The 22,791-nt window shown below is 58.3% G+C and carries 26 protein-coding genes, 1 tRNA gene and 1 pseudogene; 15 read left to right on the top strand and 13 right to left on the bottom strand.

Features of this window, described 5'->3' with window-relative positions:
• From KGL31_07680 to phnE (KGL31_07635), 10 genes and pseudogenes are all read left to right on the top strand, one after another.
• The coding region (locus KGL31_07680) for a hypothetical protein (protein MDE2321781.1) at positions 1 to 183 on the top strand (183 nt) is incomplete at its 5' end.
• A 47-nt stretch (positions 184 to 230) separates the two neighbouring features.
• A complete protein-coding gene (locus tag KGL31_07675) occupies positions 231 to 1,613 on the top strand; it encodes a sigma-54-dependent Fis family transcriptional regulator (protein MDE2321780.1) in 1,383 nt (460 codons plus the stop codon).
• Between the two features lie 6 nt (positions 1,614 to 1,619).
• Entirely contained in the window at positions 1,620 to 3,425 is a 1,806-nt protein-coding gene (locus KGL31_07670; protein MDE2321779.1) for a HAMP domain-containing protein, read from the top strand.
• Between the two features lie 23 nt (positions 3,426 to 3,448).
• On the top strand, positions 3,449 to 3,889 hold the full coding sequence (locus KGL31_07665) for a hypothetical protein (protein ID MDE2321778.1): 441 nt from the start codon (positions 3,449 to 3,451) through the stop codon (positions 3,887 to 3,889).
• A gap of 249 nt (positions 3,890 to 4,138) precedes the next feature.
• Positions 4,139 to 4,495: pseudogene (locus KGL31_07660) on the top strand (response regulator).
• An 87-nt stretch (positions 4,496 to 4,582) separates the two neighbouring features.
• Complete coding sequence (locus tag KGL31_07655; protein ID MDE2321777.1) at positions 4,583 to 4,810, top strand: hypothetical protein; 228 nt, start codon at positions 4,583 to 4,585, stop codon at positions 4,808 to 4,810.
• Between the two features lie 301 nt (positions 4,811 to 5,111).
• The gene (locus KGL31_07650; protein ID MDE2321776.1) at positions 5,112 to 5,987 is read left to right on the top strand and encodes a putative selenate ABC transporter substrate-binding protein; all 876 of its coding nucleotides are present in this window, start codon (positions 5,112 to 5,114) and stop codon (positions 5,985 to 5,987) included.
• A gap of 14 nt (positions 5,988 to 6,001) precedes the next feature.
• Positions 6,002 to 6,820 (top strand): phosphonate ABC transporter ATP-binding protein, encoded by an 819-nt coding sequence (locus tag KGL31_07645; GenBank protein MDE2321775.1) that lies wholly within the window; start codon positions 6,002 to 6,004, stop codon positions 6,818 to 6,820.
• Positions 6,771 to 7,658 carry a phosphonate ABC transporter, permease protein PhnE gene (gene phnE / locus KGL31_07640; GenBank protein MDE2321774.1) on the top strand — a complete coding sequence of 296 codons (888 nt, stop codon included), beginning with the start codon at positions 6,771 to 6,773 and terminating at the stop codon, positions 7,656 to 7,658. Before KGL31_07645 ends, phnE (KGL31_07640) begins: the two co-directional genes overlap by 50 nt.
• Entirely contained in the window at positions 7,658 to 8,530 is an 873-nt protein-coding gene (gene phnE / locus KGL31_07635; protein ID MDE2321773.1) for a phosphonate ABC transporter, permease protein PhnE, read from the top strand. Before phnE (KGL31_07640) ends, phnE (KGL31_07635) begins: the two co-directional genes overlap by 1 nt.
• 157 nt (positions 8,531 to 8,687) lie before the next feature.
• On the opposite strand, the gene KGL31_07630 is transcribed toward phnE (KGL31_07635), so the two are convergent.
• The 8 genes from KGL31_07630 to KGL31_07595 all read right to left on the bottom strand — a co-directional run bounded on the left by KGL31_07630 (position 8,688) and on the right by KGL31_07595 (position 14,971).
• Complete coding sequence (locus KGL31_07630) at positions 8,688 to 9,077, bottom strand: HEPN domain-containing protein (protein ID MDE2321772.1); 390 nt, start codon at positions 9,075 to 9,077, stop codon at positions 8,688 to 8,690.
• Complete coding sequence (locus KGL31_07625) at positions 9,074 to 9,430, bottom strand: nucleotidyltransferase domain-containing protein (GenBank protein ID MDE2321771.1); 357 nt, start codon at positions 9,428 to 9,430, stop codon at positions 9,074 to 9,076. Before KGL31_07625 ends, KGL31_07630 begins: the two co-directional genes overlap by 4 nt.
• A 164-nt stretch (positions 9,431 to 9,594) precedes the next feature.
• Positions 9,595 to 9,897 (bottom strand): hypothetical protein, encoded by a 303-nt coding sequence (locus tag KGL31_07620; protein ID MDE2321770.1) that lies wholly within the window; start codon positions 9,895 to 9,897, stop codon positions 9,595 to 9,597.
• 18 nt (positions 9,898 to 9,915) lie between these two features.
• Positions 9,916 to 10,389: a hypothetical protein gene (locus KGL31_07615; protein ID MDE2321769.1), complete on the bottom strand. Its 474-nt coding sequence runs from the start codon at positions 10,387 to 10,389 to the stop codon at positions 9,916 to 9,918.
• A gap of 162 nt (positions 10,390 to 10,551) precedes the next feature.
• Positions 10,552 to 13,140, bottom strand: a complete 2,589-nt coding sequence (gene clpB / locus KGL31_07610) for an ATP-dependent chaperone ClpB (GenBank protein MDE2321768.1) — start codon at positions 13,138 to 13,140, stop codon at positions 10,552 to 10,554.
• Between the two features lie 83 nt (positions 13,141 to 13,223).
• Positions 13,224 to 13,670 (bottom strand): polymer-forming cytoskeletal protein, encoded by a 447-nt coding sequence (locus tag KGL31_07605; protein ID MDE2321767.1) that lies wholly within the window; start codon positions 13,668 to 13,670, stop codon positions 13,224 to 13,226.
• 63 nt (positions 13,671 to 13,733) lie between these two features.
• Positions 13,734 to 14,432: a YdcF family protein gene (locus tag KGL31_07600; GenBank protein MDE2321766.1), complete on the bottom strand. Its 699-nt coding sequence runs from the start codon at positions 14,430 to 14,432 to the stop codon at positions 13,734 to 13,736.
• 83 nt (positions 14,433 to 14,515) lie between these two features.
• Positions 14,516 to 14,971, bottom strand: a complete 456-nt coding sequence (locus KGL31_07595) for a hypothetical protein (protein MDE2321765.1) — start codon at positions 14,969 to 14,971, stop codon at positions 14,516 to 14,518.
• Positions 14,972 to 15,140: 169 nt separating this feature from the next.
• Here KGL31_07595 and KGL31_07590 point away from each other — a divergent pair, with 169 nt between their 5' ends.
• The 5 genes from KGL31_07590 to KGL31_07570 all read left to right on the top strand — a co-directional run bounded on the left by KGL31_07590 (position 15,141) and on the right by KGL31_07570 (position 18,836).
• On the top strand, positions 15,141 to 17,039 hold the full coding sequence (locus KGL31_07590) for an AMP-binding protein (protein ID MDE2321764.1): 1,899 nt from the start codon (positions 15,141 to 15,143) through the stop codon (positions 17,037 to 17,039).
• Between the two features lie 20 nt (positions 17,040 to 17,059).
• Positions 17,060 to 17,440, top strand: a complete 381-nt coding sequence (locus KGL31_07585; protein ID MDE2321763.1) for a phage holin family protein — start codon at positions 17,060 to 17,062, stop codon at positions 17,438 to 17,440.
• 54 nt (positions 17,441 to 17,494) lie between these two features.
• Positions 17,495 to 17,571: transfer RNA gene (locus KGL31_07580), tRNA-Glu, on the top strand.
• A 351-nt stretch (positions 17,572 to 17,922) separates the two neighbouring features.
• Positions 17,923 to 18,534 carry an orotate phosphoribosyltransferase gene (pyrE, locus tag KGL31_07575; GenBank protein MDE2321762.1) on the top strand — a complete coding sequence of 204 codons (612 nt, stop codon included), beginning with the start codon at positions 17,923 to 17,925 and terminating at the stop codon, positions 18,532 to 18,534.
• The gene (locus KGL31_07570; protein ID MDE2321761.1) at positions 18,531 to 18,836 is read left to right on the top strand and encodes a hypothetical protein; all 306 of its coding nucleotides are present in this window, start codon (positions 18,531 to 18,533) and stop codon (positions 18,834 to 18,836) included. Before pyrE ends, KGL31_07570 begins: the two co-directional genes overlap by 4 nt.
• Positions 18,837 to 19,094: 258 nt before the next feature.
• Here KGL31_07570 and KGL31_07565 read toward each other — a convergent pair whose 3' ends face one another.
• The 5 genes from KGL31_07565 to KGL31_07545 all read right to left on the bottom strand — a co-directional run bounded on the left by KGL31_07565 (position 19,095) and on the right by KGL31_07545 (position 22,668).
• Complete coding sequence (locus KGL31_07565; GenBank protein ID MDE2321760.1) at positions 19,095 to 19,445, bottom strand: hypothetical protein; 351 nt, start codon at positions 19,443 to 19,445, stop codon at positions 19,095 to 19,097.
• Between the two features lie 235 nt (positions 19,446 to 19,680).
• Positions 19,681 to 20,181 (bottom strand): hypothetical protein, encoded by a 501-nt coding sequence (locus KGL31_07560; GenBank protein MDE2321759.1) that lies wholly within the window; start codon positions 20,179 to 20,181, stop codon positions 19,681 to 19,683.
• A 193-nt stretch (positions 20,182 to 20,374) separates the two neighbouring features.
• Entirely contained in the window at positions 20,375 to 20,884 is a 510-nt protein-coding gene (locus KGL31_07555; GenBank protein MDE2321758.1) for a DUF4236 domain-containing protein, read from the bottom strand.
• 51 nt (positions 20,885 to 20,935) lie between these two features.
• The gene (locus tag KGL31_07550) at positions 20,936 to 21,991 is read right to left on the bottom strand and encodes a site-specific integrase (protein ID MDE2321757.1); all 1,056 of its coding nucleotides are present in this window, start codon (positions 21,989 to 21,991) and stop codon (positions 20,936 to 20,938) included.
• Complete coding sequence (locus KGL31_07545; GenBank protein ID MDE2321756.1) at positions 21,988 to 22,668, bottom strand: hypothetical protein; 681 nt, start codon at positions 22,666 to 22,668, stop codon at positions 21,988 to 21,990. Before KGL31_07545 ends, KGL31_07550 begins: the two co-directional genes overlap by 4 nt.
• Positions 22,669 to 22,791 lie beyond the last annotated feature (123 nt).

Genomic DNA, 22,791 nt, shown 5'->3' with positions numbered 1-22,791 from the left:
GCGCAGCTCGCCAGGATCATGACGGAAAGCGCCAATAACCAGATCCAGAATCGTTCCAAGAGCGTGCTGATTGTGAGCCTGCCTCTGCTTCGCATTTTGATATCGCACATTACCACAGGGTTGCAAAGGTTTTCAAGCGCGGTGATGAACGATGCTTCACAAAATCGACGAAAGCTCCTATGATACGGTAGCGTTGAAGACATCTCATCTCATCTCATCTCAGGATCACAATGGCAAAAGCAAAGATCTTAATTGCAGAAGACGAACCTGCCTCAAGAGCGGGACTGCAGGAGCTTCTCGCCGGCTGGGGATACGCGGTCACTGCCGCGGCTGACGGTCAGGAGGCTCTGGAGAAGGCGTCTGAACTTCAGCCGTCTCTGATTATCGCTGATCTCGTCATGCCGAAGATGGACGGCATCGCCCTCCTCCGCACCCTCAAGACCGATGCGACCCTCCCCTCCCTGATCATTCTGACCGGACAGGGGACCATCGAGACCGCCGTCCAAGCGATGCAAGAAGGAGCCTACGATTACCTTACCAAGCCGGTCGATATCGGACGGCTCCGAGTCCTTGTAGAGAAAGCCCTCGAGCGCGGGGCGGTGTTGAAGGAGGTCAGGCTACTGCGTCACCAGGTGCGTCACTTGGGCCGGTTCGGCCCGCTGGTTGGCGACACGCCAGCCATGCGGGAGGTTTACCGGCTGCTTGAATTGGCAGCGCCCAGCACCGCGCCGGTCTTGATCTGGGGAGGGAGTGGCACCGGAAAAGAGCTGGCAGCCCGGACGATTCACGATCTCTCTCCCCGCAAGCACGGCCCCTTCGTCCCGATCAACTGCGCTGCTATTCCGGAGACACTGCTGGAGAGTGAGATCTTCGGTCACGAGAAAGGGGCCTTTACAGGCGCTACCGAACGGAGGCTGGGATGCTTTGAACTGGCGGAAGGCGGGACCATCTTTCTTGATGAGGTCGCGGAGATGAAGGTCTCCACCCAGGCCAAGTTCCTTCGGATCCTCCAAGAGGGGGCCTTTCGCCGCTTGAGCGGAAGCAAAGAGATCCGCGTGGATGTCCGGGTGGTGGCCGCAACAAATAAGGATCCGGCACAAGCGGTCCAGGATGGCCTTATCCGCGAGGACCTCTACTACCGGTTGAACGTGTTCAGTATCCACCTCCCCCCCTTGCGGGAGCGGCGGGAAGACCTCCCCCTCCTTATCCGAGCGCTCCTTGAGGAGTTCAATGACAAATACGGCAGAGCCGTCCAAAGCGTGGACGCAGACGCGCTAGCCCTCCTGACCGAGCACGATTGGCCCGGCAACGTCCGGGAGCTTCGGAATGTGCTGGAGCGGGCCGTCCTTGTGGCCCACGGAAACTTAATCACCTCAACCGATCTGCCGCCCAATTTCCCCAGTCAGCGTCGTGGGCCGACTTCGGATCTCAACATCCCTGTCGGGATCACCATTGAAGCTGCAGAAAAGGCCTTGATTCTCACAACGCTGGAACGCACGAACCAGAACAAAACCCGGGCCGCCGAGATCCTCGGGATCAGCCTGAAGACACTGCACAATAAGTTGGCCCGCTATCGGGAAGAGACTTCTTCCTCGGCGACCGCACGGGAATAAGAGCAGATGACTCTCGGCATCCGGGGTAAGCAAATCCTCGGTATCAGCCTGCTGGTCTTCCTGATCGTCTCAGTTGCCTCAATCGTTCACCTTTCCACGACAACCCGCCTGGTGCTGCAGGATGCGGCAGAAAAGGGCACCCTTCAGGCCCAGCAGATATTCTCCGGTGCCACTCGGGCAGTCGCCAGGTCACGCGGGAGCCGTCCTGAGGTTGCGCTGCGCCATGACCGTGAGCTTCGCGCGCTGCTCGATGCCAGCATCGGCTATTCCCCGCACCTGGTATATGCGATGATCACCGATCACTCTGACAGGATTCTGGTGGACAGCGAGCGATCCCGCGAAGGACACCTAGCGCTCCCACGTCAGCAAATCGAGCAGTTGCTACAGATGAACCCTCTGCAGCAGATCGGCGTATTGGCCCACCAGCACCAAGTGTTTGAGACCACGCTGCCGCTCAGTCTTAACGACCGGCCTTTCGGGGCGGTCCGACTCGGGCTGGCCGGAAGCCTCCTCTGGCGAGAACTCTCTGCCGCTGTTCGGCGAAGCCTGGTGCTGGCGGTACTCGCTTTCCCGCTCGCCTGGGTCGTCGCCTTTACTCTCTCAAACCTCGTCGTGGTGCCGTTACGTCAGATTGCTCAAGGAGTTGATCGGATGGCGCGTGGCGAGTTTGACACGGCTTTTGCGTCCATCCGCGACGATGAGGTAGGACAGATTGCGACAAAACTCAACCTCTTGGGACGCCAGATTCAGGAGGACCGGTCCTCCCTCATGAGCGAAAAGGCCAGGTTGGAAGGGATCGTGCACTGCCTCGAAGACGCCATCATCCTGCTGAACAGAGAGCAGGCAGTCATCTTCGCCAATCCGGTAGCCGAGGCTCTCCTCGCCTGTCCTCTTATGAACGCGGCCGGTCAATCATTGCAAAAGATCCTGGGCGACACCCATCCTCTGGCAGCGGCAGTGGGTGAGGTCTTCCGACGACGCTCGCCGGTGAAGCACCTCTCCCTTCAGGTGCCGGGCGATCGCGACGCTCCCCTGGATGTCTTGGCCTCCGCCTATCCTGTGCTGGACCAGGGCGACGTGGTCGGAGGCATGGTTATTCTTACGAATACTGAACCGCTCCGACAAATTCAGTCGCTCGTAGACTACTCCCAGAAGCTCGCGGAACTTGGGAAGCTCACGTCAGGTGTGGCCCACGAAGTCAAGAACCCTTTAAACGCCATGATCATCCATTTGGAGCTGTTGAAACAGAAGCTGAACGATCCCCCCAAAGAGATAGCCAAGAGCCTGGAATTACTCGGTGGAGAGGTTCACCGTCTTGATCGTGTCGTACAAGGCTTTCTTCGTTTTGTCCGTCCCCAGACGCTTCAGCTTAAGCCCCTGGACCTGAACGGGCTGCTCCAGAAGGTCGCTCAAACGACTAACGCGCAAGAGACGGCAGGTCGGATCACATTCGCCTTTCGGCTTGACGACGGACTTCCTCCGATCAATGGCGACCCGGAGTTGCTCCAGCAAGCCTTTCTTAATCTGGTCCTTAACGCGTGTCAGGCGATGCCTGACGGTGGCACAGTGACCCTCGCGACAGACCAGGCCATCGACGGCGTGATTCGCGCACACGTGATCGATCAAGGAATAGGGATCCCCGCTGAAGACCTCGACAAAATATTCCGTCTCTACTACACTACCAAGCCGGACGGGAATGGGATCGGCCTTTCGTTAGTGTACCGGATCGTCCAGATGCATGGAGGGACCATTAAGGTGGGCTCAAAGGTGGGCCAAGGGACCACGATGACGGTCTCCTTTGCTGCTGCTTAAGTGAGGGTGCAGACATCCCGGTGATGACGTCGCGCACAATTGTCATATTGCTGAGTCTTTTTCTCGCGGCCGGCTGCGCCGAGATTGAGGCACTCTTCAAGTCAACCCCTCCGCCCCACGCCCCCGCGCGTCCGGCGACGCCCCACGCCCCCGCGCGTCCGGCGACGCCCCACGCCCCCGCGCGTCCGGAGGCACCAACACCACGCTTGTCGCCTCAGGTAGACGCCGAGAGCGAGACACGACTGACGGAGGAGGTTCATGCTATGGTCGAAGGAGTCGAGCGGACCCTGCTGTCGATCGATCGGCAGAAGCTGAAGGCCGACCAATCGGAGACCTACCACACCATCCAGAGCTTTCTCACACAGATCAGGGAGGCGGTTACAAACAAGGACTTCCAGCAGGCGAAAAATTTAGCTCAGAAGGCCCAGGTCCTTTCAGACGACCTTTCCAAAGCGGTTCATTAACCGGTAACAATTACACTCTTGTGCTGGCCTGCCCCCCCTTTTCGCACCCCTCTGTCCCATCGCTAGTGAAAAAATTACTCGCCAACCTCACAGTTCATACACCCTGCGAAAAACGATAGAAGTGAACGTATGTCAGACACAAAGATATAACTCACTGTATTTATATGGATTATACGTTTTCTGGATCGAAGTCGGATTCCTGGCATGCCGCTTGCCTTTTACCTCTTGCGAAGGCAAGGAGATGAGACAGTGGGCGCACGAGAATTAGATGATGCAAGACAGAAGGTCCTCGTCGTGGATGACGATCCAACCTTCAGGGAACTCCTGACCGACCTTCTTGAAACGGCAGGTTACGACGTGCGGACCGCCCAAGACGGTCTGGCCGGCTTGGATGCCTTGTGCTATGGTCCCTTCGATCTCATCCTGATGGACTACCGGATGCCTGGAATGACCGGCCTCGAGACGGCTGCTTTTATCCGGAGGTCCGATGCCGTTACCCCTATCATCCTTATCACAGGCGACTCTTCTGTGCTTGACCCTGAGATCGTAGCGCGGGCCGGGATTACGAGATTATTGCCAAAACCTCTCAAAATCAATGAGTTCTTGAATATTTGTTCAATAGAAAGCAAAAATAAAAAGGCGAGTGCTGTCTCGACAACACGACAAAAGGAGGCAGGCCAGATGAGCGGAGCAATGTCTAAACGGATTGCGTTAGGTGTACTGGTGCTCGCGCTGACCACCGGGTGCGCCGGGATGTCGACGCGCCAACAGCGTGCCTTGAGCGGCGGCGCCATCGGCGCGGCCGGTGGCGCGGCGTTCGGCGCCATGGCCGGCAGTCCACTCACCGGAGCCGTAGTGGGTGGCGCTGTCGGGACGGCGACAGGCGCTCTTTGGGAGGATATCAAGAAGGCCACGAAGTAGCCCGTCCATCCTGAATCCTTCTTGCGACGCGCTTCCCCTAGCCTCTCCGATTTGACCCCCCCTGAAGATCGGAGAGGCTCTTTTTTCTTATCCTGCCTCAATCTCCCCTGTTCGCAGAACATTGCGTTCAGCACTCAGTCAGAGCGGTTACTCCAGGACAACAGGCCGATACGCTGAGTCAATCCAATAGGATTTTCCAATTTGACTTATTGGATATAAGCCGTTAGTGTAAAAGAGAAATTGTGCCCTGTTTCATACCTCTCTGACATAATAGAGAGCACCTTCAGCCATAGGGAATCCCATGGGTCGTCGATGGATTTATGTCGGCTTATCAAGTGTGGTAGCTATAGTGGTAAGCCTCGGATTACTCAGTCCTGCCTGGTCTGAAACACCGAAGGAGCTACGGGTTTCGGCTATCCCGGACGAGAATCCCACTGAGTTGATGCGGATCTACGCGCCCTTCGCTGAATATCTGAGTAAAGAGCTGGGCATCCCGGTCAGATATTATCCCGTAGTGGACTACGCCGCGACCGTCGAAGCCCTGGCGGCCAAGAAACTCGACTTGGTCTGGTATGGTGGGTTCACCTTTGTCCAAGCTCGGAGGCGGACCGGCAATGCGATTCCGGTGGTGAGCCGGGAGGAGGACCTGCGCTTTCACAGCAAATTTATCACCAGGCCGGAAACCGGTATCAAGGCCCTGACTGACTTGAAGGGCAAGACCTTCTCGTTTGGAAGTGTCAGCTCGACATCAGGTCACCTCATGCCACGCTATTTCCTGCTGCAGAAAGGCATCGACCCAGAAAAAGACTTCGCCAAATTCAGCTTCAGCGGGGCTCATGACGCCACGGTCTTGTGGGTGGAGAGCGGAAAGGTGGACGCCGGAGCCTTAAACGAAGCGGTGTGGGATAAGCTCGTTCAGGCCAAGAAGGTCGATCCAAACAAGGTGCAGGTCTTTTGGACGACACCCCCTTACATCGACTATGTCTGGACCGTACGGGGCGATCTGGACAGCGCCCTCGTAGAAAAGATTGCCACTGCTTTCACCAAGCTGAACTATAACAATCCCGCGGATAGAACATTGATGGACCTTCAGCGAACGAAGGGATACGTCCGCGTCAAGGTCGAGCAGTTCAAGCCGGCCGAAGAGGCAGCGATCGCCGCCGGGCTGCTTCAGTAGCGCCATGGGAACTCATGTATCTGCTTGATCGAGTCTCCAAGGTATTCGCCGGCCGGATCGTCGCCGTAGACGAGCTTGATCTGAAGATCCACCAGGGCGAGCGGGTGGCCTTGATCGGCCCAAGCGGGGCCGGCAAGACGACCCTGTTCCGGATGTTGAATCTCACGATCCCTCCAACCTCTGGCAGCCTGTCGTTCGATGGACTGGACATCAGCCACTTGTCCGGACGGCGGTTGCGAGAGGTCCGACGCCGGATCGGAACGATCTACCAGCAACACAATCTGATCCCTCGCTTGCAGGTTATTCACAATGTGCTTGCTGGCAAACTCGGGACTTGGCCAATCTGGCAGGCAGTGCGATCCCTGATCCGACCGACGGAGGTCAATCTCGCCTCTACAGCGCTCAGACAGGTCGGCATCGCCGACAAGCTGTACGACAGGACCGAGACCCTGTCAGGCGGCCAGCAGCAGCGGGTCGCCATTGCCCGCCTGCTGGTACAGAATCCAGAGGTGATCCTGGCCGACGAGCCGGTCTCTTCAGTGGATCCCGCACTGGCCGCCGGAATCGTCAAGTTGCTGATCGAGCTGAGCCAGACGACCCGCAAAACCCTCATCATGAACCTCCACAGTGTTGATCTGGCGCTGGCCCATTTCCCCCGAGTGATCGGGCTAAAGGATGGAAAGACGTCGTTCGATCTGGCCGCCCCAGCGGTGACAGATGACCATCTGGCAGCGCTATACGCCGGAAGTCAGACCGAGGCAGCCGAAGAGGAGGCCCCCATCCGTGCAGAGCAACGTTCCCTCTACTCCTGCCAGCCTCACCTTACCAGCTAGGCGCTTCTCTACCTTCCAGATCGTCTGTTCCGTCCTGTTTGTTCTGACGTTCCTGGGAAGCTATAAGCTTGCCCAGGTGAAGCCACTGCTGCTCTTCGAGTCTGAGGGACGCCGGAACATCTGGAAGTTCGTCATGGGCATGTTCCCTCCAGACCTATCCTGGAACTTCCTGAGTCTGCTGGGTCGCCCGATCCTGGAAACTATTCAGATCTCCCTGATGGGAACCGTCATCGCCGTAGTCCTCGGCTTTCCCCTTGGCCTCCTTGCCACAAGCTCGCTCACCTTCAAAGGCATTCTGTACGAACGAGAGCTGGCCGGCTCTCGCCCGCGAGCAATGCTCCACAGGGGATCATATTTGCTGGCCAGGGCGCTCCTCAGCCTATTCCGGACCATCCCTGAATTCGTGTGGGCCTTCATGTTTGTCCGAGCCGTCGGACTGGGACCGTTCCCCGGTGTCCTGGCCATTGCGATCTCCTACGCGGGAATGCTGGGGAAGGTCTACTCGGAGATCCTGGAGCATGTGAATCCTGGGCCTCTGGAAGCGCTCCAGGCGACTGGGGCCTCGCGGCTCACCATCCTTCTCTATGGCCTGTTGCCACAGTCCTTGCCGAATCTGGTGTCCTACACCCTGTATCGTTGGGAGTGTGCTATTCGAGCATCGGCGATTTTGGGTTTCGTGGGTGCGGGGGGGATCGGCCAGCAGCTTGAGATCTCAATGCGGATGTTTAATTTTAACCAGGTCACCACCCTGATCGCCATCCTGTTCGTGATGGTGGCGGGGGTTGATGCCTTGAGCGCGAGGGTGAGAGGCGCGATTCTTGGCCGGGAGCGCGGTTGATGGCACACACTCCTACGCAGGCCTCGGCTCTTGCGGAAGCGAAGAGGCGCGATCTTCTCTCCACCCCCAATCTGATATTCCTGGCAGGCTTCCTCGCCCTCATAGTCTGGAGCTATGTGGGAACGGAGTTCTCGCTACGCGGCCTTCTAGGCGGCGAGAGTGCAGTCCAGATCCTGACCTACACCAAGAAGCTCTTTCCGCCTGATCTATCCAAAGACTTCCTGCTTAAGGCCGGCTACTGGATTCTCGAGACCTTCGCCATGTCGTTTCTCGGGACGATCCTAGCGATCGTGATCGCTTTCGGCCTGGTCTTTTTCTCCAGTCGTAATCTTATGTTCACCGGGCTGCTATTTGAGATGGAGCGGCACCGTCCGTGGGCTCGAGCGCTCCGGACCATCCTGTACCTCAGTGCCAAGGCCGCTCTTAATCTCCTTCGAACCATCCCCCATCTTGTCTGGGCGCTGATCCTGGTCTTCGCAATCGGCCTCGGCCCATTCCCAGGGATGCTCGCTCTGGGAATTCATACGGGCGGCGTCCTGGGGAGGCTGTTTGGAGAGGTGATGGAAAACGTCGAAATCCAGCCAATTGAGGCGTTACAGGCGACCGGCGCCAGCCGACTGCAGATTCTGTTCTACGGCATCCTCCCCCAGGTTCTGCCGGAATGCGTCGCCTACACCCTGTACCGCTGGGAGGTGAACATCCGAGAGGCGGTGATCCTCGGGTACGTGGGGGCCGGGGGACTGGGCCAACAGATCCAGATCGCCATCAGCCTCTTCTTAGAGCACCGGCTGTTGACCTTGATTTTCGCAATCTACCTGATCGTCACGGCCGTCGATTCCCTCAGCGCCTACCTCAGAAGCCGGCTGATCTAATTCTAGGTGGGTTACAACAACGACGGGTGAAGCATCTCTTCCTCTTCCCACGAGTCCAGTGGATCGCACTCGCCCCACTTGTAGGGAAGCTGAATAGACGAGTCCTTCCGTTAGTTGCTCCATGGGGGTTATAGGCCGGAGAAGCGAAACGAACGCTTCACCCCGGTTCCTGGGAAGAGAGGAACTGGCGCACCGCCTCCAGAATGCGTTGGGCATCCGCAACGTCTCGTGTGGCATCCTCTTCTGTTACGCCCAGGGCGGTCTCGTAATCGCCTGCTTGCCGGTCTTCGTAAAGCCGGGTGAGCAACGTCGTGAACTCTTTTGGGAACACCCCCTGATGAACAAACGCTTTGTTGAATCGGCCAAGCACTTGCGCGTGACTTGAGTATGTCTCCTCTTTGGACAGGAGCGCGGCGCTCACCGCGTGAAACGCTGCGTAGTAGGCCCTGGAAGAGGCATCACCCCATGCCCTCCCTTGCAAGAGCAGCTTAGCCGCTCGCAGTTTCTCCTCCGCCTGGGCCAGGAGGGTGGCCAGTTCAGCCTTCATACGGTTATTCCCTCCAGGGCGACATTGCGGGCCAGCGGCAGTCCTTGAGCGCGGTCCCATTCCGCCTCCGTACGTAGGACTGTGGCGACCAGCGCCCCGTAGTCGTCCAGCAATGCGGTTTCAATCTCAAGGATGAGAGGGCGAACTTCTGGACTCCGTTGGTCCACAACCACCAGGATATCGTAGTCTGAATCGTCACGAGCCTCACCTCTGGCCCTCGATCCGAAGAGTACGATCCGGCGGATGCGGTGACGGAGTCGGGCACGCAGTTCAGACGCGAAGGCTTGTACCACGGGGTCCAAGGCTACCAGGACAGGTGGCACGCTACACTCCTGCTTGTGTCGGGCACTCATTTCACTTACTTCATACCACATATCGGGAATGCAAACGATAGAATTCCCCAGCATAAAAATGAGCTTCTTGCCTGAGTTATCCTTTACGGTTGCGACTAGCTGGACTAGCGGACCGCGTCCCATCAACGCAGCGCGCGTTGGTGCAAGAAGACGAAAAAGGTGGGTCACATCAGCGAAGGATGGAGCATCTCTTCCTCTTCCCATGAATCCAGCGGATCGCTTTCGTCCCACTTGTAGGGAAGCTGGACGAGGGTACCCGGAGTAGTCGCCGTTTCGAGCAGATGCAGCGCGTCGAGCAGGATTCGGGTCTGCCCCTCCGGATCAAAGGGCTTACCGGCTTGGTGACCGAGCGGAAAGTTCACGAAGACGGCGCGGGGCGGTTTGACGGAGGAGGTGATATCAAGGGCGGCAGACAGCATGACGGTAGGAATGTCGGCCTCTTCAATGGCGCGGGCGAACAGTCCCACGGACTGGTGGCACAGTTGTCAGACCGGGACCAGGAAGACCGCATCGACCTGGAGGTCCCGCAACCGTCCGATGAGATACGGCGCCATCTCCTTCTGGAGCCGCGTCCGCGTGAAGATCCGTCCCATGAAGGTGAAGGCGAAAGAGGCCAGCTCGCCGATGCGCCCTTGAGCCCCTAACTCCCTGAACCGCTCGAGGGGAAAGATCGTATTGAGGTCTTTAACGTCCCTGGCGTTCTTGGAATAGTGCGAGATTTTCAGGTCGGCCAGATCGGCTGTTTTCGGGATCTCCCGAAACGTCAAATCGTTCTTGACAGGATTGAACGGCTCCTGGCTCTTGTGGTAGATCCCCCCGGAGCTGATCAAGGCGATCCGACACTCGCGGACCGGCTTGACCATTGGGGTCCACGGACTCGTCAGGTTAACCGTCCACCGGTAGGGCGGCTCGTTCGCGTAGAGTCGCCCAATCTGCTCGATGTAGGCAACCGGCGCCATCTGCCCCCTACCTCTCCCCTTTAGATTGCCATTGCGAGCGACCAACAGGAGCGTGGCAATCTCACCACTGTTGTCTTGAAAGACTGTGAGATTGCTTCGGCTTCGCCTCGCAATGACACGAGGAACTTTTGCAACGATGGCATGTCACTCAATACGCTTCTGCTAATCCTTGCTGAGGATCAACTCACCGCGAGCCGCATCAACTTTCACGGTATCGCCTTCGGCAAACTCATGCTCAAGTAGGCGGCGGGCCAAGGGGTCCAGTAGCACTCGCTGAATGGCCCGCTTCAACGGCCGCGCCCCAAACACCGGATCGTACCCTTCCTTAGCCAGGAACTCTTTAGCCGGCTCCGTCACTTCAAGATCGAGTTTGCGCTCCGCAAGGCGCTTTCCCACCCGCTTGAGCTGAAGCTCTACAATCTGCTTGATTTGAGCCAGCGAGAGGGTGTGGAAGATCAGCATCTCGTCCACCCGGTTCAGGAACTCCGGCCGAAAATGGGCTCTCACGGCTTCCATCACCTGTCGTCGCATCTCCTCATCATCTCGGCCGCCCAATTCCTGAATAACCTGACTGCCCAGGTTGCTGGTCATGATGATGATCGTGTTCTTGAAGTCCACGGTCCGCCCCTGCCCATCGGTCAGCCGTCCATCATCCAGAATCTGCAGCAGGATATTGAAGACATCGGTATGGGCCTTTTCGATCTCGTCCAGGAGCAGGACGGAATATGGGCGACGCCGGACGGCCTCAGTGAGCTGTCCACCCTCCTCGAATCCGACGTAGCCCGGCGGCGCGCCGATGAGGCGGGAAACGGTATGCTTCTCCATGTACTCGCTCATGTCCAGGCGGACCATCGCCCGCTCGTCGTCGAACAGAAACTCAGCTAGCGCCCTGGCCAGCTCGGTCTTCCCCACGCCGGTCGGTCCCAGGAAGATGAAGGAGCCGATCGGCCGATTCGGATCCTGAAGCCCCGAGCGGGCGCGACGGATCGCGTCACTCACGGCGCTGATCGCCTCGTACTGCCCCACCACTCGCTCCCTGAGCTTCTCCTCCATGGCCAGGAGCTTCTGGGTCTCGCCTTCCAGCATCCTGGAGACCGGAACCCCGGTCCACTTGGAGACGACCTGAGCAACGTCTTCCTCGTCCACCTCCTCCTTGAGCATGGCGCCACCCTGCTGGACCTGCTCCAGACCGCGCTTTTCGCTTTCCAGCTCCTTTTGCAGCGACGTGACCAGGCCATAGCGAAGTTCGGCGACCTTTCCCAGATCGCCCTGCCGCTCCGCCATCTGCTCCTGCACCTTCGCCGCCTCGATCCGCTCCTTGAGGCTTCTGATCCTCTGGATGAATCCCTTCTCCTGCTCCCAGCGGACCTTGAGACGTTCCTCCTTAATCCGAATCTCCGCGAGTTCGTCTGCCAGACGCGTGAGCCGTTCCTGCGACTCCGGATCGGTCTCCTTCTTCAGGGCGTGGTACTCGACCTCGATCTGTCGTGTTCGCCGACTGAGTTCATCCAGTTCCGTCGGCATACTGTCGATCTCCATCCGCAGGCGAGACGCCGCCTCATCGATCAGGTCAATCGCCTTATCCGGCAGGAACCGGTCGGTGATATACCGGTTACTCAAGATAGCAGCCGCCACCAGCGCCGAGTCTTTGATCCTCACGCCGTGGTGTACCTCGTACCGCTCTTTCAGCCCGCGGAGGATCGAGATGGTGTCCTCTACCGACGGCTCGCCGACCACGACCGGCTGGAAGCGCCGCTCAAGGGCGGCGTCCTTCTCCACTCGCTTGCGGTACTCGTCCAGTGTCGTGGCCCCCACGCACCGAAGCTCACCTCTGGCCAGCGCCGGTTTGAGCATGTTCGAAGCGTCCATAGCCCCTTCGGCGGCGCCGGCCCCAACGAGGGTATGCAGTTCGTCAATAAAGAGGACGATCTGCCCCTCCTGCTCGGTGACCTCGCGAAGGACCGCCTTCAGCCGGTCCTCGAACTCGCCACGGTACTTGCTCCCGGCCACCAGTGCGCCGATATCCAGCGCCAATACGCGCTTATTCTTCAGCGACTCCGGCACATCCCCATTAACGATCCGCTGCGCCAGCCCTTCCACGATCGCGGTCTTGCCCACGCCCGGCTCGCCGATCAGGACCGGGTTATTTTTGGTCCGACGCGCCAGGACCTGGACCACTCGACGGATCTCATCATCTCGACCGATGACCGGGTCCAATTTTCCCTTTCTCGCGAGATCGGTCAGATCGCGGGCGTACCGTTCCAGTGCCTGGTACTTCTGCTCCGGGGCTTGATCGGTCACGCGCTGACTGCCGCGGACCTCCTGCAAGGCTGCGTAGATTCTATCTTTTGTAATCCCAATCTCGCGCAGAACTTTTCCGACACCACCGCCGCCAGCGTCGGAGATCGCCAGAAGCAGATGCTCGGTGCTGACATACTCATCCTTCAGGCGTTCCGCCTCGGACAGCGCGGCACTCAGCACCTTTTCAAGACGCGGCGTGATGTGGACCTGCCCTTGAGGTAAGCCGGAAACCCTGGGAAGCCGCTTGAGTTCCTCTATGAGACGTGAGGCAACCTGGCCGGGGTCGGCCCCCACCTTTCTCAGGATCGGCTGGACCACCCCTTCCGCCTGATCTACCAGCGCCAGCAACAGGTGCTCGACGTCAATCGCCTGATGCTCCCGTTCCTCGGCCAGCTTCTGGGCCTGCTGGATCGCCTCCTGCGCCTTAAAGGTGAATTTATCAAATCGCATAAGGGCCATAGGTCCTCCTCATCACGTCTGCTGGCAAGGTCTAATAGCAACCGAACTTCTCGGGCTAGGTTGAACCGATCCGATCATTCTCTATCTGGTTCTATCTGACTAAGCGTCTGACGGCGATTGATCTCAATCTCACCCTTCAAGGAGGCGCCCTCTGCGGCGGCGATGCTACCGGTCTTCACGTTACCCGTCACACTGCCGGTCGGCAGGAGATCAACCCGTCCACTCGCGATCAGATTGCCCTTCACGTGGCCGCCAACAATGATGTTGGTCGCAGCAATGTCGGCCTCCACTTGGGCCGCCTCCCCGATCATCACCGTTCCTGTGAGATCAATAGTCCCGTGAAACCCACCCATAAGCTGAATGTCGCCTTCGCCGGTCAGATCCCCACGAATCTGAATCTTCTCGCCGACGACAAAAGCAGTCGTCGACATCTCCATCGTTGGAGCCTGTCGCGTTGGCTCCGGGCTATTCGATCCCAGCGCCCCCCAAATCGTGTCAAGCATCCCTCGCTTCTCTTGCATGCCGTGTTCCTCCATCCATAACGGTTTAACCCCTCGCAGAGATCAGAACTGGAAGCCCGGCAGTCAAAAGGTGACCTCGGCCGGAACGACCTGAGAACTTCCACCTCTCAGCCAGCCGGTAAGGCCGGCGCTTGCCGACTGCACGAGGTAGTTGAGCAACTTCCCATATTCCAACACAACCTCTTTCGCGTCAGCGCGAGAACGCCACCATCCCTCCGGATCAAAGGTATCATAGCGGGTGGGTCGGCTGATGATCGCAATCCTCCCACCGGAGACTCTGGCTAGAATCTTGCTCGCCCGCGTTGAGTGCGATCTATCCGTAACAAGGATCACTGTTCCTATCCGATGCTCCTTGAGCAGGCGTACGAGGTAGACCATCTCGCTTTCGGTACTATTGGCCCGCTCACTGACCTGGAGAACGACGGTGGCGGGAACCCGCATCGCCTTGAGGACCATCCACTGAATATTCCGCTCTTCCGGGACGGTAATGCCCAGCCGTGCCAGCGCCTCGTACCCTTTTGGTAAGCGCTGATTGGTCAAAATGATCCTCGGCGCATAGCCGTCCTGGTAGAGCCTGATCGCCTCGAGCGTGCGCCCGACGCCTCCATCTCCTGCCAGGACCGCAATTGCCTCGGCCTTTTGCAGACGATCCTCCGTCATCAGATAGCGACCCATCGCTCTCAGGAGGAATGGGTAGCCGACATAGAGTAGAAGGCCCAACAGCGGGAAAACGATCAGCCACCGGATCAGTTTTCCTATCATCGTACCGATGTCGTTCCCGCTGAGGTCAGTTTCTCTGTCCCTTTGATTTCTTCCGGGTGATTATCCCGGCTGGAATAATCGATTTAGAGTAACTGCCCACGATTGCCATTTTCCCTGGCCGATGGCAAGTGCTGTGAATGAGAAGACTTGCGGAAGACCCGGCGCAGGCCGGCCTGCAGCCGCAGCCACAGGCGTCCCACAGGAGACCGGGTCAGGTACTCCAGCCTCTCCAAGCGGCTCAAGAGGAGACGGTGGGCTTCTTCTACGTCCTTCGTCAGCTCCCCCATCCAGGCGCGGGATACCATCGGCGCAGTAAGCCCCCGAACACAGACGGCATAGCCCAGCGCCAGTTGAGTCAACCGGTCGTCACCGATACGCTGTAGCGCAAGCCGAAGCTCCCGATCATCCTCCTTAGGAAAATGATCAGCATCGCTCTCCAGCAGTTTCGCTTCAAGTCGGCCAAGCATCTTTCGGACTACGGCAAGTTCCTGTGTCAACGTATGACCATGCCGCGAATCACGAGGATCGAACGCGACCATCACCACCCTTCCCATGCGGTCGCATGGTGTGTTCCCTTGTGACAATTCCTTGCCAAGCCGAGGATAGTATGCTAAGCAAGCTTAGTCAACCTCATTTCAAAACCTCAACTTGGGTATCAACTACCTGTCAGCGCCGGATTCACATTGGCCCCTGGGTGGATACGTAACCATGACAACGTCCTCCTCAAAGCCCTGCCTTCTCGATCCCTCGTCGTTCGCTGCTCTCAGGGTTTCGGAAACGATCGGCGAGATCGTTCGCTATCAAGCGGAACATCGCATGGATGAGCCTTGGTGCTATCTGCTCAGCGACCCCGATTCCGATAAGCCGGTTCAGTTCGATATGCTGTGTCAGGAAGCCGAGCGAGTGGCAGCGCTCCTTCAGGAATTAGGAGTTCAGCCGGGCGACCGGGTCCTCATCATGCTCCCCACCGGGCGACCGATCCTTCAAGCCCTGTTCGGTACCTGGCTGGCGGGTGCCGTGGCGGTTCCCACTTACCCACCCCTTCTTCTCCCGAAAGCCCTGCTGCGCACCCTGGCTGCGGTGACGGCAACCCATACGTATGCCCCCGCCAAGTGGATGATCGATCGGCTCCTACGACAGCCTTTCGCCCACCGCTGGCGGCAAGGAAGGAAGGCCGGTCGGCCTCTCATGACGATATTGGAAAGGCTGCAGCGTCTCAGCCGTTATGTGGACCAACAGATCCACGTCTGCCAGACCTCCAGGCCTGCCCTGGTGATCGCCGAACGAGAGTTCGGTCCCGTGTGTCACGCTGCCGCCAGGTTTCTTTCCAAGGCGCCTGCTTTTGTGGCGGCATCCGACCTCCTGCGAGGAACCGCTCAGTTTCGGATGCCGAACCCGGACGGCAACGCGACGGCGCTAATACAGTTCACTTCCGGGTCAACCGGCATCCAGAAAGGTGTGATGCTCAGCCATCGAGCGATCATGGCCAACATTCTGGCGTTCGGGGAAGCGATTCAGCCGAGGCCTGATGACAGAGTCGTGTCCTGGTTGCCGCTCTACCATGACATGGGGCTCATCGGGGTCACACTGGGATCCTTGGCCCTTGGTATGGAGGCCTACCTCATGTCGCCTACTGATTTCACCCGCGATCCAATCCGCTGGATGTGGGCACTCCATCAGTTCAGAGCCACAATCTCGGTCGCGAACAACTCAGCCATCGGCCGACTCGCGAGGATGTGCCGGATTGCCCCTAGACGGTTTGAGCAACACCCGACTTATGGACACGGGAGCCGCCTTGACCTCTCCCACCTCCGGATCCTGATGAACGGCGCTGAACCGGTTACGGTGCAGGCGATGGAAGCGTTCCAACGCGAGTTCGGCCAGTTCGGTCTCCATCGGGAAGCGTTGTCGCCGGTTTACGGGCTGGCCGAGATGGCGCTCGCCGTCTCTTTCCCGGATCTCGCAGCACCCTACCAAGTCTGCAGGCAGCGGGGCGAGGAATGGGTGTCTGTGGGACGGCCGCTCCAGGGTTTTGAGATCCGAATCATTGACGGCGAAGGCAACCAACTCCCGACAGGACGCCTTGGAGAGGTAATCGTTGCGGGGCCAAGCCTTATGGATGGCTATTTTGGGGACCCGGAGGCGACCGCACAGGTGATTCGGGAGCGAGACGGACAACGGTGGCTGTACACCGGCGATGAGGGGATGATCGACTCATCAGGAGAGCTATACATTACCGGCAGGCTGAAGGAGACCGTGATCAAGGGTGGCCGTAACTATGCCCCAGCCCCCCTGGAAGAGGTCATAGAAACCGTTGAGGGGGTCAAACCCGGTCGGAGCGTTGTCTTCGGCGTAACCGACGTCAGATCCGGAACCCAGCGTGTGGTGGCAGTCGTCGAGTGTACCGACCCACAGTGTCATGAATCGCTCCGGGAAACCTTGACGAGGGAGATCCGCTCTCGAGTGGATGACGTCTATCGGCCGGCAGGCGGGACGGTTCTCGACCAGGTGCTGCTGATCGCGCCGGGAACGCTGAGCAAGACCACCAGCGGCAAACGGATGCGACTCGATGCGCGCGAACGATTTCTCCGCGGCGAGTTCAGTTGAAGTAACCCTGAGGAGCACTGATGGGATTTCTCATCCGACTGTTTCTTAATGCGCTGGCCCTCTTAATCGTATCGACCGCCATCCCCGGTATTGAGGTACGAGGGATCCTGCCTGCGTTGTCTGCCGCCTTTTTTCTCGGAGTGGTCAACGCCGTGATACGGCCTGTGATCATGATCTTGACGCTTCCACTGACGATCATAACGCTGGGACTGTTCATCCCGCTGCTTAACGCCGCTCTTCTGAAACTCGTCTCACTGATGATCCAGGGGTTCGAGGTACATGGCTTCTGGTCTGCGGTATTCGGGGCAATCCTGTTAAGCCTGATCAGCGGTCTCTTGAACCTTCTCATTAACGACCGTGGCCGGGTAGAGGTGATCGTCCACCGCAACAGAATCTTATAACCAGCCCTTCCCACGCAACCGGAACTATGCTATAAAGAGCCGGTTTTCTTCAATGTCCCCATCGTCTAGCCGGCCCAGGACGCGGCCCTTTCAAGGCCGAAACACGGGTTCGAATCCCGTTGGGGACGCCAACAGACTCAATGGGTTAGCAAGACGCTCTGTCGTCATAGCAGGGTTCGGTGTCCAAATAGTGACTACTCCGTTGCCGAGTGGGGGGGAAGTCCGGGTCATCAAATCGCCCTGGGTCTGCTCAGGGATACTCGGCATAATGGGGGGGCGAGTCGGTAGCAGGGTGTGGGTGTAGTCACCCTTATCAGGCGGCGGAATCTGACAGAACGACCTAGATCACGTCCGTCGCCGATTTTCTCTCAGGTGCGGTGACAATGCGCTTGACACACGAAGGGGGGCTGCTGAATACTGAGCCAGGCTTGGAGGCTCTACGAATAGTATCCTCAGACGAGATGTTTCAGGAGGGCCGATAGATGCAGAACACGGAAGATACAGGAGGCATGACCGGGCTTCTGATTTCTCCCAAACAGCGACTCCTGGACCTCTTTGTGACCACGGGCTCATTCCATGTGAGTGCGACGCCCGAATACCCGTTGGCCTCCGGAATCCTGAGTCCCTATTACATCGATTGCAAGAGAGCCCTATCCTACCCCGAAACTCGGCGACTCGTTGGCGATCTCATCTTCACTCACCTGCAGACCTGCCAGGCTGATGCGGTCGGAGGACTGGTCCTCGGGGCGATCCCTGTCGCCATCGCCGTCTCAGATGCCGCAGACCGCCAGAGCACGCTCCTGAAGGTCTTTGCGGTCCGCAAGGAGGCCAAGCGCCACGGGTTGAGAAAGTATATCGAGGGGGATGTGCGCACAGGCGAGCGCGTCATTATCGTTGACGACGTGATTACGAGTGGCGCGTCAACCATCGACGCCATTCGCAGGAGTCGAGAGGAGGGCTTACAGGTTGTCAAGGCTGTGGCCATCATCGACCGCGAAGAAGCCAACGGGCGGCAGGCGATCGAACAGCTTGGAGTACCCTTTGCCTCCGTCCTGACGCTCAAAGAGCTGATCGCCCGCACCGACGCACCGTGAGCGCAGACCTCCGTTTTCTACTCTGCGATGGGCTGTACGCAGAGAATCTGACGAAGATCTTCACGATCTGTGATCTGAGATTCGAAGAACATCCGGCCCTCTACGGCGCCCTCCAGTATATCTGTAGCCGTCTAGCCGAGGAGTACGATTCCCAAGCCATCCCAACCGACCGATACACCCGCATCATGAGCGAACTGCAGACCCCCCTCTTGGCCCTCTTCGATGCCGCGTCCGCCCCTGCTGAAACTTTTCTTTCCCGGCTGAACGACGCGCTGCTGGCGTTCAAGCGTCTCTACGCTTAAAGGGAATGCCCCCCTCCGTGTGCGTTTGGCCACACGGAGGGGGATACCGTCACTTTTCAAACGCTCCCCCTCCCCCCCTTGCCCTTCGCTTCGCCCCCATTGAATTTTTCCCCTCCGCATGATCGCTTAGCTGGGGAATCTTGGTAGCACTGGCGAGCACAGCTACCGGGCCGGAAATCTCACGGCCCAGGCTGTGGCCGATCACGACGCGGGTCATGCCGCTCTGGAGATGAAGCTAGATGGTGAGGGTGAGGGAGATCATCTCTCCAGTCTTACACGGATCCCGTCTAACAGCGTCTGGACTTGCATTGCGAATTGCCCCTCAGTGAGATCTGTCATGTGTTCGAGTCCGGTTCCTGGATTACTCACAATTCCACCCGTTCCCACGACAAGGATTCCCCCATCGATCTGACTCACGGAATAGAGTAGGCGGGTTTCTGGTGTCGGGCTATGGCCTGTCCCAAAAAGGACCATCGCTGCCATCCCCTGAGCTGGTTGGCCTAACACGATCAGATAGTCTGATGCTGTGCGGACTGAATAGCCGCGAGCGATCCCGTCAGCGATAAGCGCATCAATCACCTGTTTCTTTTCCGCCCCACGAATCTTCACGGCTGGCCTACCCCCAGATTCTGGCACCCCCACAGGAACGTACTGCCCTTGATACGATTGCACCCCACATGCAGACACTAAAAACAGCATGGTAGCCAGAATGAGCCTATATCCCCACATTTTCCCCCCCTCCAATCATGTCCCTCATTTTCCTCTTGTTTAAGGCGCTCTTGGGCTTCCTTCCTGGCTTTTTCTTCTTCGTAAATCCTTTCTCGATCTTCTGGCGAAAGCGTCACTAGAGATCGCCTTTTCCTTTCTGCGCCTTGATTTGATTGTCCTGTTTTTTCTTCTCTTGGATACTCTTGCACAGAATGATCGCGAGGGCATCGTTGGTCACTGGATTCTGCTTGAAGGCGAGCGATACTTTTTCGCCAAGCCAATAATAGTGCTCCAGAAATCGATTCGGCTGGGTTGGGTGTCCATAGGCCGCCTCAAAAGCCTGCTGCACAGCATTACTGTTTATAAGGCCCTTGGTACGTATCTGGACAGCGCCAAGTTGGCCCTTATAAAACCCATAGGCAATCTCAGTGACTGTTCCCGCGCCTATGGTGAGGCTTTCCTGGCGGGTGTAATATTTTTCATCGCCGGACTCCTCCGTCATTCGCATCCCTTCGGGAAGAGCATCGCCGCACTTCAGATCTCGAAACCCGTTTTTCTCATCAAGGTCCGTGATACTCCCTCCAAAAGCCAACGCACCAAACCCGACCATACCGCACACCAGAACCGCTGCGATCACAATAGGTCTGCTCATAGCACAGCTCCTCCTTTTGGTTACACTAACGGTTGCCAGCACCAGATCACTCGGCCGACCCGTGCACCTTTCCCTCGCGGTGCAGCCCTAAAGCACATCCCGCAGTTCACGCATCGCAGTGGGTCATGGCCGATATAGAAACCGCATTCGGGCAGTTATTCATATCCTCTGGCATCGCTCACTTCCTGCGTCCAGAGCCGAGCCGACTCCCCTCTAGCCCGTACAGGTTCATGGCCCCGTCGCTCATCACGCCATACCCCACATGCCGGCCGCTGGCGTCGTAGAACTCGGTGGTCTGTGACGGTCCCGCGCCGCTCGGAGGGACTTGAGCGGGGTCCACATGCCATCGGCCCTCGGCCACATCACGGAGCGTTTGATCGCGCCAGGCCGCGAACCCGCAGCCCGAGAGCAGATAGATCAGGATCGCGAGCGCCAAGGACCCCACAATCAGCCAAGCGCCAGTATGACGGCGTGTCGGTGCGGATGACTCCCCTCCCTCCTTCGGCATGGACACATCCCGCCGATAGCCAAGGCCGGTTCCGGGGATGCCAACTTGCAGCCTCGCCCGCTTAGGGTTGAGTGAAACCTTCGCGCCTGGAGGGCCGACACTGAGCCCCAGCCCCGACTTGCTCACGTTCAGGGACAGGAACTTCCCGAGTCGAAGCCGCTTGCGGAAGAGTAGGCCCATGCTTATCCCTCCTTTTTATGCTCCATCGTGACCCCCTTGCTCGGTTGTGGCCTATGGCCGTTGAGCCTCAGCCACCGGCTGAGCATCCCTCATATCATAGGCCGTGGCAAGGCGTGCGACCGCCTCATGGAGCGCGGCGGTGTTCAAATGCTGATACCTCCGAGCAGTTCTCGGATCTTTCCACCCACAGATTGCTTCAATCGTTCGCTGATTGACACCCTTCATGGTCAACCAGCTTGCCGCATGGTGGCGGAGATCGTGGAAACGAAAGTTGGCGATCCCAGCTTGGCGGCACGCGCGATGAAACGCCATGGTGAGCGCCGCCCCCGTCCATCCTGCAAAGACCAGGGTGAACGGATCGCCCCCCCGTGGGAGGGCTTCCACGGCCCGCGTTGCATCGGCATTCAGCGGGACGATCCGGCTCTCGTTGTTCTTCGTTCTGACCAGTGTGACGTGCTTCGCGCGAAGATCGACATCGGCCCACGTAAGGGTCAGGATTTCCCCCCGGCGCATCCCCGTATTCATGGCGAGGGTGACAATGGCCCAGAGCCCCATCGAATGCCGTCCGCATGCTTCAAACAACCGCTCCACCTGCTCGGGGACAAGATACGTAGCTTTAGCGGGAGGGACCGTCAGAAGCTTGATTCCGTTCTTCCCACCCTTCGCGGGGTTCGCTTTCAGCAACCCCCAGGCCACCGCGTAATTGAGCAGATGCTTGAGACGAACAAGCTCTTTGTTCACAGTAGAGTTTTGCACTTGTCCCGCTCGTTCGGCCATGTAGTGTTCGATCTGCTGGCGGGTGATCCGGCTGAGGCGATCCCCTCCGAAGGCGGGGATGAGGTGCTGATCGAGAATCCGTCGGGCACGGTCCTGCTCTTGAGCAGAGAAGGTGTGTGACACGGCGGCCCAATACTTCGCCGCAAACTGACGGAAGCTGGTGTTTTCTTCCTTGAGCCCCAGGTATTCCCCCTTTGTGATCTTGACCTGAATATCCCGGAGTGTGGCGGTGGCGATCCGCTTATCGGGTGAGACCTTCTTTCTCCGGCGATCCCCATTCGCATCGTAAAAGTCAATCCACCAAAACTCCCCGCGTTTGAACACGCTCATCGGGTTGTCCCTCCTTTCTTGGCCCGTGGCCGTCTAGCCACATAGACCTTTTCTGAAAGCTGGCGCTTGCGCGTGTTGGCATATCGGGCGTGTGCCTGCTCGGCTTGCTGCTCCTTGACGTGCTCCTGCTGGCGGCGTTGCTGCATGTAGACCCGCATTTGACAGCGTTTCGAGCAGTACGCTTGCTTCTTCACGGGTAAGAAGAGCGCGTGACAGGCGGGACACTGGCCGATCTTCCCGGTCTTCTCATACGCGAACAGCAAAAAGACGCTCAAAAGGAAGACATCCCGGGCTGGCCCATCGACTCCGAGATGCGTTTTCCCCTTCAGTCCTATGGCATCGAGTGGGAGCAGGCGGCATCTGATCTGGAGGGGGGTGAGAGGCGCGTGAACCTGCTGGCCTGGCCTCATCCTCCGAGTGTCGACCACGTTGTGCAGGATAGCCTGCACGGCACCCTGGAGCTGACGGAAATCTTCCTCCGTGTAGGGTTTCGAGGGCAGGTGCTCGAAGGTGGAGAAATGGACCGGCCCGTGCGCCGGGCTTTGCTCCCCCTGCTGGCCATGTAGGTAGCGCGTGAAATCATCCCGGAGGTTCGACCAGTCCCCTGGACGGAGGCGGTCAAGGTCCATCCCGGCGAAGCCTACCACGAACTGCATTCGTTCTTGTGCATTCAGCATATGTCCACCCCCTTGTACGTGTGTGCACTCAATATATGTTAGTCGCATTCACTTGTCAAGGGTATATATTACAATAACGCTAATCATATTATGTTAGCCTATTGACAATTGTATGCGCTAACC

The sequence above is a fragment of the Candidatus Methylomirabilota bacterium genome (assembly GCA_028870115.1).
Classification (GTDB): domain Bacteria; phylum Methylomirabilota; class Methylomirabilia; order Methylomirabilales; family Methylomirabilaceae; genus Methylomirabilis.
Note: the sequence above shows the minus strand (reverse complement) of the source record. Positions and strands in the feature narration are given on the sequence as shown.

Coding starts and splice junctions, on each gene's coding strand:
- KGL31_07630 (MDE2321772.1), bottom strand. CDS start 9,077: ATGAAGGCTGAACTGGCCACCCTCCTGGCCCAGGCGGAGGAGAAACTG.
- KGL31_07665 (MDE2321778.1), top strand. CDS start 3,449: ATGACGTCGCGCACAATTGTCATATTGCTGAGTCTTTTTCTCGCGGCC.
- KGL31_07645 (MDE2321775.1), top strand. CDS start 6,002: ATGTATCTGCTTGATCGAGTCTCCAAGGTATTCGCCGGCCGGATCGTC.
- KGL31_07650 (MDE2321776.1), top strand. CDS start 5,112: ATGGGTCGTCGATGGATTTATGTCGGCTTATCAAGTGTGGTAGCTATA.
- KGL31_07615 (MDE2321769.1), bottom strand. CDS start 10,389: ATGGCGCCGGTTGCCTACATCGAGCAGATTGGGCGACTCTACGCGAAC.
- KGL31_07625 (MDE2321771.1), bottom strand. CDS start 9,430: ATGAGTGCCCGACACAAGCAGGAGTGTAGCGTGCCACCTGTCCTGGTA.
- phnE (MDE2321773.1), top strand. CDS start 7,658: ATGGCACACACTCCTACGCAGGCCTCGGCTCTTGCGGAAGCGAAGAGG.
- pyrE (MDE2321762.1), top strand. CDS start 17,923: ATGCAGAACACGGAAGATACAGGAGGCATGACCGGGCTTCTGATTTCT.
- KGL31_07550 (MDE2321757.1), bottom strand. CDS start 21,991: ATGAGCGTGTTCAAACGCGGGGAGTTTTGGTGGATTGACTTTTACGAT.
- KGL31_07670 (MDE2321779.1), top strand. CDS start 1,620: ATGACTCTCGGCATCCGGGGTAAGCAAATCCTCGGTATCAGCCTGCTG.
- KGL31_07655 (MDE2321777.1), top strand. CDS start 4,583: ATGTCTAAACGGATTGCGTTAGGTGTACTGGTGCTCGCGCTGACCACC.
- clpB (MDE2321768.1), bottom strand. CDS start 13,140: ATGCGATTTGATAAATTCACCTTTAAGGCGCAGGAGGCGATCCAGCAG.
- KGL31_07590 (MDE2321764.1), top strand. CDS start 15,141: ATGACAACGTCCTCCTCAAAGCCCTGCCTTCTCGATCCCTCGTCGTTC.
- KGL31_07585 (MDE2321763.1), top strand. CDS start 17,060: ATGGGATTTCTCATCCGACTGTTTCTTAATGCGCTGGCCCTCTTAATC.
- KGL31_07545 (MDE2321756.1), bottom strand. CDS start 22,668: ATGCTGAATGCACAAGAACGAATGCAGTTCGTGGTAGGCTTCGCCGGG.
- KGL31_07675 (MDE2321780.1), top strand. CDS start 231: ATGGCAAAAGCAAAGATCTTAATTGCAGAAGACGAACCTGCCTCAAGA.
- KGL31_07595 (MDE2321765.1), bottom strand. CDS start 14,971: ATGGTCGCGTTCGATCCTCGTGATTCGCGGCATGGTCATACGTTGACA.
- KGL31_07600 (MDE2321766.1), bottom strand. CDS start 14,432: ATGATAGGAAAACTGATCCGGTGGCTGATCGTTTTCCCGCTGTTGGGC.
- KGL31_07555 (MDE2321758.1), bottom strand. CDS start 20,884: ATGGGCCTACTCTTCCGCAAGCGGCTTCGACTCGGGAAGTTCCTGTCC.
- KGL31_07605 (MDE2321767.1), bottom strand. CDS start 13,670: ATGCAAGAGAAGCGAGGGATGCTTGACACGATTTGGGGGGCGCTGGGA.